The 10,279-nt window shown below is 70.2% G+C and carries 13 protein-coding genes and 1 pseudogene; 11 read left to right on the top strand and 3 right to left on the bottom strand.

Annotated features, from left to right (window positions below; genetic code table 11):
• The 6 genes and pseudogenes from ACFWB8_RS35470 to ACFWB8_RS35445 all read left to right on the top strand — a co-directional run.
• A partial coding sequence (locus ACFWB8_RS35470; RefSeq protein ID WP_385236932.1) for a type II toxin-antitoxin system RelE/ParE family toxin occupies positions 1-214 on the top strand: 214 nt, incomplete at its 5' end.
• A 224-nt stretch (positions 215-438) separates the two neighbouring features.
• Entirely contained in the window at positions 439-1,020 is a 582-nt protein-coding gene (locus tag ACFWB8_RS35465) for a Uma2 family endonuclease (RefSeq protein ID WP_385236929.1), read from the top strand.
• Positions 1,021-1,226: 206 nt separating this feature from the next.
• Positions 1,227-1,447, top strand: a pseudogene (locus tag ACFWB8_RS35460) (type II toxin-antitoxin system prevent-host-death family antitoxin).
• A gap of 204 nt (positions 1,448-1,651) precedes the next feature.
• Positions 1,652-2,266, top strand: coding sequence for an antibiotic biosynthesis monooxygenase (locus ACFWB8_RS35455; RefSeq protein ID WP_385236925.1), 615 nt, complete (start codon positions 1,652-1,654; stop codon positions 2,264-2,266).
• Between the two features lie 77 nt (positions 2,267-2,343).
• Positions 2,344-2,613, top strand: coding sequence for a type II toxin-antitoxin system Phd/YefM family antitoxin (locus ACFWB8_RS35450; RefSeq protein WP_060180502.1), 270 nt, complete (start codon positions 2,344-2,346; stop codon positions 2,611-2,613).
• Positions 2,606-2,869, top strand: coding sequence for a type II toxin-antitoxin system RelE/ParE family toxin (locus ACFWB8_RS35445; RefSeq protein ID WP_266382464.1), 264 nt, complete (start codon positions 2,606-2,608; stop codon positions 2,867-2,869). The genes ACFWB8_RS35450 and ACFWB8_RS35445 overlap by 8 nt, the downstream gene beginning before the upstream one ends.
• 84 nt (positions 2,870-2,953) lie before the next feature.
• Here ACFWB8_RS35445 and ychF read toward each other — a convergent pair whose 3' ends face one another.
• Positions 2,954-4,042, bottom strand: a complete 1,089-nt coding sequence (gene ychF, locus ACFWB8_RS35440; protein WP_385236921.1) for a redox-regulated ATPase YchF — start codon at positions 4,040-4,042, stop codon at positions 2,954-2,956.
• A 135-nt stretch (positions 4,043-4,177) separates the two neighbouring features.
• Between ychF and ACFWB8_RS35435 the strand changes: the two genes are divergently transcribed.
• On the top strand, positions 4,178-4,705 hold the full coding sequence (locus ACFWB8_RS35435; RefSeq protein ID WP_385236918.1) for a DUF6542 domain-containing protein: 528 nt from the start codon (positions 4,178-4,180) through the stop codon (positions 4,703-4,705).
• Between the two features lie 8 nt (positions 4,706-4,713).
• Here ACFWB8_RS35435 and ppgK read toward each other — a convergent pair whose 3' ends face one another.
• Positions 4,714-5,460 carry a polyphosphate--glucose phosphotransferase gene (ppgK, locus tag ACFWB8_RS35430; RefSeq protein ID WP_385236915.1) on the bottom strand — a complete coding sequence of 249 codons (747 nt, stop codon included), beginning with the start codon at positions 5,458-5,460 and terminating at the stop codon, positions 4,714-4,716.
• Positions 5,461-5,481: 21 nt separating this feature from the next.
• Complete coding sequence (locus tag ACFWB8_RS35425) at positions 5,482-6,474, bottom strand: 4-hydroxy-3-methylbut-2-enyl diphosphate reductase (RefSeq protein ID WP_385236912.1); 993 nt, start codon at positions 6,472-6,474, stop codon at positions 5,482-5,484.
• 115 nt (positions 6,475-6,589) lie between these two features.
• Here ACFWB8_RS35425 and ACFWB8_RS35420 point away from each other — a divergent pair, with 115 nt between their 5' ends.
• The 4 genes from ACFWB8_RS35420 to ACFWB8_RS35405 all read left to right on the top strand — a co-directional run bounded on the left by ACFWB8_RS35420 (position 6,590) and on the right by ACFWB8_RS35405 (position 10,228).
• On the top strand, positions 6,590-7,993 hold the full coding sequence (locus tag ACFWB8_RS35420; RefSeq protein ID WP_385236909.1) for an APC family permease: 1,404 nt from the start codon (positions 6,590-6,592) through the stop codon (positions 7,991-7,993).
• A 9-nt stretch (positions 7,994-8,002) separates the two neighbouring features.
• Entirely contained in the window at positions 8,003-9,238 is a 1,236-nt protein-coding gene (xseA, locus tag ACFWB8_RS35415) for an exodeoxyribonuclease VII large subunit (RefSeq protein WP_385236906.1), read from the top strand.
• A 57-nt stretch (positions 9,239-9,295) separates the two neighbouring features.
• Complete coding sequence (locus tag ACFWB8_RS35410) at positions 9,296-9,535, top strand: exodeoxyribonuclease VII small subunit (protein ID WP_385236902.1); 240 nt, start codon at positions 9,296-9,298, stop codon at positions 9,533-9,535.
• Between the two features lie 102 nt (positions 9,536-9,637).
• Positions 9,638-10,228: a malonic semialdehyde reductase gene (locus ACFWB8_RS35405; protein WP_385236899.1), complete on the top strand. Its 591-nt coding sequence runs from the start codon at positions 9,638-9,640 to the stop codon at positions 10,226-10,228.
• Positions 10,229-10,279: the final 51 nt, after the last annotated feature.

The raw sequence follows: 10,279 nt of genomic DNA, 5'->3' as shown, positions 1-10,279 counted from the left end.
GGGAGCGTTCACCAACAGCCGATGCACGCGGGCACACCACGACGGCGCACTTCTCAGCCAAGATCCGGTACACCACTCCACGGGACACCATCGCCGCCTGCGCGTCAGCGACTACCGCGTCGTCTACACGCTCGACAACGGAGCACTCGTGGTCTGGGTCGTTCAGGTGGGGCACCGGTCCACCACGCCGTCCACGACTCCTGACGCCGGCTGATCCCGGCGCTCCGATGTCGCAGGTGGCATCCCCACTCTGAACGTCTCACCGGCCGGTCGGAGCACGAGATCAGCCCGGACGACGCCCAGTCGCGTCTCGGCGCCCCGCCACCGGCACCACTCCCGGCTCCGTTCGAGCCCCATCATCCCGACGACGCCCATGCGCCGATGATGGATCAGCGGCAGAACACCCCCTCCGACGACCGCAATCGCTAGGGTTGGCTTATGACCGCACTGCCCGACTGGATGCGCCCGCCGCGCGCGGAAGGCTGGTTCGCGGAGGACCTCGACCGCCTCCCGGAAGCACCCCGCCACACCGAGCTGATCGACGGAGCCCTCGTCTTCATGATGTCGCCCCAGCGGTCCTGGCATGGCCGCCTCGTCACCGCCCTGACCACCACGCTCATGGCGCAGGCACCGGCCGGATTCGAGGTCGAGCGGGAGATGACGATCCGCCTCGATGGCCGCAACCGCCCCGAGCCGGACCTCTTGCTGACGGACCTGCCCTACGATCCCGACCGCACCTGGTACGCCCCGGAGGACGTGAAGCTCGTCGTGGAGGCCGTATCCCCGGAGTCCGCCCATCGCGATCGCACAGTAAAGCTCCGCAAGTACGCGGAGGCCGGCATCCCCCACTACTGGTGCATCGAGGACGAGGACGGAGCGCCCGTCGTCCACGTCTACGAGCTCGACGAACCCACCGGCGCCTACGCGCCCGCCGGGATTTTCCGGGGCACCCTCCAGCGTCCGGTCCCCTTCGAAGTCAGCCTGGACCTCGACAAGCTCACACCGCCCCGAAGCAGCTGAAAAGTCAGCAACAAGTCAGCACGGGAATGCAGAAGGGGTCGGACTCGTCAGAGCCCGGCCCCTTCTGAACTGCACGTTTGACTAATCAGCTAACGTCCCGCATGCGAATGGCTACACGTTGAAGCCGAATGTTTGCGGGTTGAACCAGACCCGAGTGACTCGCGCGGCGGAGGGGTCGATCGCAGCACGCGCGACCGCGAGGACACCTGGCTGAGGTCGTGGAGCGCGCCAATCGCGACCACGTACCCACAGTGATCACCCGCCGGGCCAAGGAAGTAGCCGTCGTCTCCATCGAGGTGCGCTGCGCAAGTACAAGGAGTGGGAAGAGCGCGAGATCAATCGGATCATCGACGAGCGCATGGCCAACCCGGCACCCGGTATCCCGATCGAGGACATCATGAGGAAGACGCTGGCGCGCGGTGAGTGAGTGCCGAACCGTCTTCCGCCCCGAGGCTCAGGCCGAGCTTCCGACTCGTCGCCCAGGAGCTCCACAGGAAGCCACACGCGCCCAGCAACGGCCCGCCTCTTCACCTGAATGCCCCGGGCACGTTGACCCCCATCCGCCCCGGCCATCGCGTGGAGTGGAGAACACGAGCCCGCGCGGGGCCACCAGAAGGCAGGAAAGGGCGCTATGTACGTTCGCAGCATCTATGCAACGGGGGATCCGGCCGAGCTCGACGGGGTCGCCGAGGCTCTCCGGACCGACGGGCGGGCTCTACTGTCGGCGCAGCCGGGCTTTCGTGGGATGGGTCTGTTCGCCGACCGCGAGCTCGGCAAGCTCCTGGTGGGATCGTGGTGGGAGGACGAGGCCTCCCGGCAGGCCAGCTACGAGAACCTGAGCAAGCGGCGGGCCGAGATGATGGCGCCCTTCGCGCAGACCGTGACGGTCGACAACTGGGAAGCGGCGGTCGCCCGGCGCGCAGAGGAACTCGGGCCGGGCGCGGGGTTCCGGCTGGTCCGCATGGACGTCGGGCCGCCCGACATCGACCTGCTGGTGGACACGTTCCGCGACACCTCACTGCCCAAGGTCCAGAAGATCCCCGGACTGGCCGGTATCTCCCTGCTCATCGACCGCGATCGGGGCCGAGCCGCTGTCGGCGCGCTCTACACCGACCGCGACGCACTCGTGGCATCCCGTGGCGCCGTCGCGGCGGTCCGCGGAGAGGTCACGGCGAAGGCCCACGTGACCACCCGCAGCCTGGAGGAATTCGAGGTGGTCCTCGCCACGGCGGTCCCCCACGCCTGACCCTGGGCCCCCTCGAATGCCAACGAGTGCATGCAACCCAGATTGTGTACACATGGCACACTCGGTACTCTTGAGGCATGACTCAGCCGCTGCCCATAGAGTCCATCCGCGACGTACGTGCTCACTTGGCCGAAGTCGTCGAACGGGCCGACCGCGACGACGTGCCCACTGTCATCACCCGTCGCGGCAAGCAGGTCGCCGCCGTGGTCTCGATTGAGGTGCTGCGCAAGTACCAGGAGTGGGAAGAGCGCGAGATCAACCGCATCATCGACGAGCGCATGGCGAGCCCGGCCGCCGGCGTCCCGATCGAGGACGTGATGAGGGAGACACTGGCACGCAGTGAGTGACTACCGCACGGTGTTCCGGCCCGAGGCTCAGGCCGAGCTGCGCAAGATCCCACGTGACATGGCGCTTCGCATCCTGGCCAAACTGGCAGAGCTGGAGAGCGACCCCTTCGGCTTCAACACCACCGCACTCGTATCCCAGCCTGAGCGCCGCCGCCTACGGGTCGGCGACTACCGCGTCGTCTACACGATCGACAACGGGGAGCTGGTGGTGTGGGTCGTACACGTCGGACACCGCTCCACGGTCTACGACACGTAGCTGCTCCCTGTTCCGCGGACCGTTGCGGACAGCAGAAGGGCCTGACCTGCATCCTCGCAGGTCAGGCCGCCTCTGGATAGGCGATCAGACGTTGAAGCGGAACTCCACCACGTCGCCGTCCTGCATGACGTAGTCCTTGCCCTCCATGCGGGCCTTGCCCTTCGCGCGGGCCTCGGTGACCGAGCCGCATTCGACCAGGTCCGCGAAGGAGATGACCTCGGCCTTGATGAAGCCGCGCTGGAAGTCGGTGTGGATCACGCCGGCCGCCTCCGGGGCGGTGGCGCCCTTCTTGATCGTCCAGGCGCGCGTTTCCTTCGGGCCGGCCGTCAGGTAGGTCTGCAGGCCCAGGGTGTCGAAGCCGACGCGGCCGAGGGTGGCGAGGCCGGGCTCTTCCTGGCCGACCGACTGGAGGAGCTCGAGGGCCTCCTCGTCGTCCAGCTCCGAGAGGTCCTGCTCCAGCTTGGCGTTCAGGAAGATCGCCTCGGCCGGGGCGACCAGCGCGCTCTGCTCCGCCTTGAAGGCGTCGTCCGTCAGCTCGTCCTCGTCCACGTTGAAGACGTACAGGAACGGCTTCGTCGTGAGGAGGTGCAGTTCGTGGAGGAGGTCGCCCTGCTCCGTGCCCTTCGTGATGCCCTTCGAGAAGAGGGTGTCACCGGCTTCGAGGATCTTCTTGGCCTCGACGACCGCCGCCAGGACCGCGACCTTCTCCTTCTGGAGGCGGGACTCCTTCGTCAGGCGCGGCTCCGCCTTCTCGATGGACTGGAGGTCCGCGAGGATCAGCTCGGTGTTGATCGTCTCGATGTCGTCCTTGGGCGAGACCTTGCCGTCGACGTGGACGACGTTCTCGTCCTTGAAGGCACGGATGACCTGGCAGATCGCGTCCGACTCGCGGATGTTCGCGAGGAACTTGTTGCCGAGGCCCTCGCCCTCCGAGGCACCGCGCACGATGCCCGCGATGTCGACGAAGTCGACCGTCGCCGGGAGGACCTTCTGCGAGCCGAAGATGCCGGCCAGGACCGCGAGGCGCGTGTCCGGGACGCCGACGACGCCGACGTTCGGCTCGATGGTGGCGAACGGGTAGTTGGCCGCCAGCACGTCGTTCTTGGTCAGGGCGTTGAACAGGGTCGACTTGCCGACATTCGGCAGGCCGACGATTCCGATCGTGAGCGACACGTTGGCGACTTCCCGTAGCTGGAGGGGGCGGCGGCCCGGGTGTGGGCCGACGGACAGTTTACTTTCCGCTGAGTGGCGCTCGATGTACGCGTGTCCGGGGCCCGATCCGGGGGCCCGCCCGCCTACTTTGGAAGGGTGGAGCAACACAGGACGCGATCGGCCCCTCACCCGCAGCGACCCCCGGCCCAGCGCGGGCACCCGGCCACGGCCCCGGGCCCGGCCTCGTCCGGGCCCGCGCCGCAGGGCGGCGGCAGGCCCGCATTCGCGCGCCGCCTGCCGCGGCCCCGCCTGACCGGCCTCGGCGGCGGGCTCTTCGCCTGCGCCGCCATGGCGCTGGTCGGCGGGATCGTCTGGCTGCTCTTCGACTCCTCGCTGTTCGTGTACGGGCTGCTGTTCCTGCCCGTGGCCGCCGCGACCGCGCTGTGGGTGCGGCCCGCCGACCTGATCACCGCGCCGATCGCCGCGCCGATCGCCTTCGCCGCCGGAGTGTGGCCCGTGGCGGGCGGCTCCGGCGGCTTCGGCGGCCAGCTCATGGGCCTGGTGTCCGCGCTGTCCCTGCACGCCGGCTGGCTGTACGCCGGCACGCTGATCGCCGCGCTGATCGCGGTCGTACGCAAGTCCGTGCTGATCGGCAGGAGACGGCTCCCCCGCCGCATCGCCTGAGCCGAGGCCTACGAGGCGGCCGACCGCGCCGCCATCGCCGCCCCCACGATGCCCGCGTTGTTCTGGAGCTTCGCCGGGACGATCTCCGCGCGGATGTCCTCGATCAGCGGCAGGAACTTCTCCGGCTTGCGGCTCACTCCCCCGCCGATGATGAAGAGGTCCGGCGAGAACAGCATCTCCACGTGGGCCACGTACCTCTGGACGCGGTGCGCCCAGCGCTCCCACGTCAGGTCCCCGTCCTCCTTCGCCTTCACCGACGCCCGGGTCTCCGCGTCGTGGCCCTTGAGCTCCAGGTGGCCCAGCTCCGTGTTGGGGACCAGCTTCCCGTCGATGAACAGCGCGCTGCCGATGCCGGTGCCCAGCGTCAGCAGGATCACCGTCCCGGGAACGTCCCGGCCCGCCCCGTACGTCATCTCCGCGATCCCGGCCGCGTCCGCGTCGTTCAGCACGGTCACCGGCCGGCCGTCCAGGCGCTGCGACAGCAGGGCCGCCACGTCGACGCCGATCCAGGCCTTGTCCATGTTGGCCGCCGTACGGGTCACCCCGCCCGTGACCACCCCCGGGAAGGTCACCCCCACCGGGCCGTCCCAGTCGAAGTGGCGCACCACCTCGACGACACAGCCGGCCACCCCGTCGGGGATGGCCGGCTGCGGTGTCAGTACCTTGTGGCGCTCGCGCGCCAGATCGCCACGGTGCAGGTCCACGGGAGCGCCCTTGATCCCGGATCCGCCGATGTCCACGCCGAAAATCTGCATGGCCACACCGTACGAAAGGGGCTACTTGTCGGCGACCAGCGCGGCCGCTTCGGCGCGAAGGTCGCGGCGCAGCTCCTTCGGCAGCGAGAAGACGATCGACTCCTCGGCCGTCTTGACGATCTCCACGTCCGCGTACCCGCGGATGGTGAGCCACTCCAGCACTTCCTCGACCAGGACCTCCGGCACCGAGGCGCCCGAGGTCAGGCCGACCGTGGTGACGCCCTCCAGCCAGGCCTCGTCGATCTCGCTCGCGAAGTCCACGAGGTGGGCGGCGCGCGCACCCGCGTCGAGCGCCACCTCGACCAGCCGGATCGAGTTCGAGGAGTTCTTCGAGCCGACGACGATGACCAGGTCGGAGTCGGCGCCCATCACCTTGACGGCGGCCTGCCGGTTCGAGGTGGCGTAGCAGATGTCATCGCTCGGCGGCGAGACCAGCAGCGGGAACTTGGTCTTCAGCGCGTCGACCGTCTCCATCGTCTCGTCGACCGAGAGCGTGGTCTGCGACAGCCAGACGACCTTCGACTCGTCGCGCACCTCGACGGCGGCGACGTCGTCCGGGCCGTCCACGATCGTGATGTGGTCCGGGGCCTCGCCGGAGGTGCCGATGACCTCCTCGTGGCCCTCGTGGCCGATGAGGAGGATGTCGAAGTCCTCGTTCGCGTACCGGATGGCTTCCTTGTGCACCTTGGTGACCAGCGGGCAGGTCGCGTCGATCGTCGCGAGCCTGCCGCGCGCCGCCTCCTCGTGCACCACCGGCGCCACGCCGTGCGCGGAGAACATCACGATGGAGCCCTCGGGCACCTCTTCCGTCCGCTCGACGAAGATGGCGCCCTTCTTCTCGAGCGTCTGGACGACGTACTTGTTGTGCACGATCTCGTGGCGGACATAGACCGGCGCACCGTACTGCTCGAGGGCCTTCTCGACAGCGATCACGGCTCGGTCCACGCCCGCGCAGTAGCCGCGGGGGGCGGCGAGCAGGACACGGCGGGATGCGGGAGCAGTCATGGGCTCCATCGTACGGGGGTCTCCAGCAGGCTGATCGTCCCCCGTCCGGCACAGACTGGGGCGAAAGCCTGTCCCCCCTGTCCTCGCCCCTGCCATCCCTGTCGCCCCTATCACCGGAGGACGGATGCCGTCCGCTACGGACACGGACACGGACCCCGCCACGACGCCCCCGCTGCGGCGGAGCCTCGGATTCCGGGACCTGGTCGTCTACGGACTGCTCTTCATCGCCCCCATGGCCCCGGTCGGGGTCTTCGGCACCCTCGACGCCAACTCGCACGGCGCCGTGGCGCTCGTCTACCTGGCCGCGACGGTCGCGATGGCCTTCACGGCCTTCTCGTACGCGCAGATGGTGCGGGTCGCCCCGCAGGCCGGCTCGGTGTTCACGTACGCCCGCAAGGGCCTGGGCGAGGGCCCCGGGCTGATCGCCGGGTGGATGGCGATGCTCGACTACCTGCTGATCCCGGCGGTGGCGTACCTCTTCTCCGGGATCGCGATGAACGCCCTGGTCCCCGAGGTGTCGCGGTGGGTGTGGACGGCGCTGGCGGTGGTGGTGACCACCCTGCTCAACCTGTGGGGCGTACGGGCTGCCGCGCGCGTCGGCTTCGCCGTGCTGGCCATGGAGATCCTGGTGCTGCTGGTGTTCCTGGTCTCCGCGGTGACGGTGCTGGTCCGGGACGGGGCGCGGCGCGGCTGGCTCTCGCCGCTGACCGGCGACGGCTCGCTCGGCTTCTCGACGGCCGCCGTGCTGGGCGCGGTGTCGGTCGCGGTGCTCTCGTACCTGGGCTTCGACGCCATCGCCTCCTTCGCGGAGGAGGTGACGGGGGGTTCGGCGCGGGTGGCCCGGGCGGTGCTGTTCTGCCTGGCTCTGACGGGGGTGCTGTTCATCGCCCAGACCTATCTGGCGGCTCTGCTGATGCCCGTGTCGTCCGCCGAGCTGGCCGCTGATCCGGTGAAGCAGGGCCCGGCCTTCTACGACGCGGTGGAGTCCTCCGTGGGGCTCTGGCTGCACGACCTGGTCGCGGCGAGCAAGGCGATCGGCGCGGCCTTCGCCGCGCTGGCCGGGCAGGCCGCCGCCGGGCGGCTGCTGTTCGCGATGGCCCGGGAGCGCCGGCTGCCGCGCGTGCTGGCAGGGACCTCGCGCGGGACCCCGCGGCCGGCGCTGCTGGTGGCGGCGACGATCACGCTGGTCGCCGCGGTGTGGGCGGCCCGGCGCGACGACGGGCTGGACCACCTGGTCTCCGTGGTGAACATCGGGGCGCTGGTCGCGTTCACCCTGCTGCACGCCTCGGTGGTGGGCTGGTTCGTGGTCAAGCGGATGGAAGGGCCCCCGAACCGGTGGAAGCACCTGGTCTGCCCGGTGCTGGGAGCCGCCGTGACCGTGGCGGTGATCGTCGAGGCCGCGTGGACGGCGCAGGTGGTGGGGGCGGTGTGGTTGATGGTGGGCCTGGGGGTGCTGGTGTTCCAGCGCGGCCGACGCGCGAGCGACGGACCAGCCGGGCCCGGCTCGGGTGTCGGCCCCGGCGGCTAGCCTGCGTGCATGGGTCTGAATACATCGGCGGAGGCGCCACTGCCCGTCGGCCAGGTGTCCCGGCTCATCGGGGGCTGGATCGACAAGCTCGGCCAGGTGTGGGTGGAGGGGCAGATCACCCAGCTCTCGCGGCGGCCGGGGGCCGGGGTGGTCTTCCTGACGCTGCGCGACCCCTCGCACGACATCTCGCTCAGCGTGACCTGCTTCCGCCAGGTCTACGACGAGGTCGCGGACTCGGTGACGGAGGGCGCGCGGGTCGTCGTACTGGCCAAGCCGGAGTGGTACGCCCCGCGCGGGCAGCTGTCCCTGCGGGCCACGGAGATACGGCCGGTCGGCATCGGCGAGTTGCTGGCCCGGCTGGAGCGGCTCAAGCGGTCGCTGGCCGCCGAGGGGCTGTTCGCGCTGGACCGCAAGAAGCCGCTGCCCTTCCTGCCGCAGCTGATCGGGCTGGTGGTGGGCCGGGCCTCGGCGGCCGAGCGGGACGTACTGGAGAACGCGCGGCGGCGCTGGCCGGCCGTCCGCTTCGAGGTGCGCAACGTCGCCGTGCAGGGGGTCAATGCGGTGCCGCAGGTGATCCAGGCGGTCAAGGAGCTCGACGCCCTGCCCGAGGTGGACGTCATCATCGTGGCGCGCGGCGGCGGCAGCGTGGAGGACCTGCTGCCGTTCTCGGACGAGGAGGTCGTACGGACCGTCGCGGCGGCCCGTACCCCGGTGGTCTCGGCGATCGGGCACGAGCCGGACTCCCCGCTGCTGGACCTGGTCGCGGACGTGCGGGCCTCCACACCCACGGACGCCGCGAAGAAGGTGGTCCCGGACGTGGGCGAGGAGCTGGAGCGGGTGCGCCAGTTGCAGGGCCGGGGGCTGCGCGCGGTGCGGGGCCTGCTCGACCGGGAGGAGCGCGGGCTCGCACACGCCCTCGCGCGGCCGGTCTTCGTACATCCGCAGCGGATGGTGGAGACCCGCGAGGACGAGCTGGCGGCGCTACTCGCGCGCGGCCGGCGCACGCTGGGGCACCTGCTGGACCGGGCCGACTCGGAGCTGGCGCACACCCTCGCCCGGGTGGTGGCGCTGTCCCCGGCGGCGACGCTGGAGCGCGGGTACGCGGTGCTCCAGCGGGCGGACGGGCACGTGGTGCGCTCGCCGCAGGACGTGGTGGCGGGCGAGGAGCTGCGCGCGCGGGTGGCGGAGGGCGAGTTCGCGGTACGGGTCGCGGAGGCGGCCGGCCCGGAGCAGGGCACCGCCTAGCGAACGACACACTGCCGCAACACTTTCGCTGTACTACGAATTTAAGGTGGAACGGGAATGGCCGAGGCCGAAACTGCGCTGGGGTACGAGCAGGCACGGGACGAGCTGATCGAGGTCGTCCGCAAGCTGGAGGCCGGCGGCACCTCGCTGGAGGACTCCCTGGCGCTCTGGGAGCGCGGCGAGGAGCTCGCGAAGGTGTGCCGGCACTGGCTGGAAGGGGCCCGCGCCCGGCTGGACTCGGCGCTGGCGGCCCGCGACGGCGGGCCGGGGGCGGGGCCGGGGGCGGACGGCGAGTGACCTCGGTCACCCCCAGAGGATTTAGTTGAAAGTTCATCTACTTTCGCCGTAGTGTTCGAGTCAACGCTTCACCCCGCCTGCCGCATGGAAGAAGGCTTTCCGATGTCTCTCGTTCTTGACTCCGCCGCTCAGGACCTCCTGTTCCGCGAGGCCCGTACCGCCAACTCGTTCTCCGACGAGCCGGTGACGGAGGAGCAGGTCCAGGCGATCTACGACCTGGTGAAGTACGGTCCGACCGCCTTCAACCAGACGCCGCTGCGCATCACGCTGGTCCGCTCCCCCGAGGCCCGCGAGCGACTCGTGCAGCACATGTCCGAGGGCAACAAGGCCAAGACGGCCTCCGCGCCGCTGGTCGCCATCCTCTCCGCGGACAACGAGTTCCACGAGGAGCTCCCGGCCCTGCTGCCGAGCTTCCCGCAGGCCAAGGACCTCTTCTTCGCCGAGCGCCCGGTGCGCGAGCAGTCCGCGCTGCTCAACGCCGCGCTGCAGGCCGCGTACTTCATCGTCGGCGTCCGCGCCGCCGGTCTGGCCGCGGGCCCGATGACCGGCGCCGACCTCGCCGGCATCCAGAAGGAGTTCCTGGACGCCGACCACACCCCGATGATGGTCGTCAACATCGGCAAGCCGGGCGAGGCCGCCTGGTACCCGCGCTCCCCGCGCCTGGACATCGACCAGGTCATCACCACCGTCTGAGTCCGCGACGGCGGTACCACGCAGAAGGCCGCGCGCCCCGGGATTCCGGGG

This window comes from Streptomyces sp. NPDC060031 (assembly GCF_042736805.1).
Classification (GTDB): domain Bacteria; phylum Actinomycetota; class Actinomycetes; order Streptomycetales; family Streptomycetaceae; genus Streptomyces.
The sequence above is the reverse complement of the archived record's forward strand: the minus strand, read 5'-3'. Positions and strand labels throughout refer to the sequence as shown.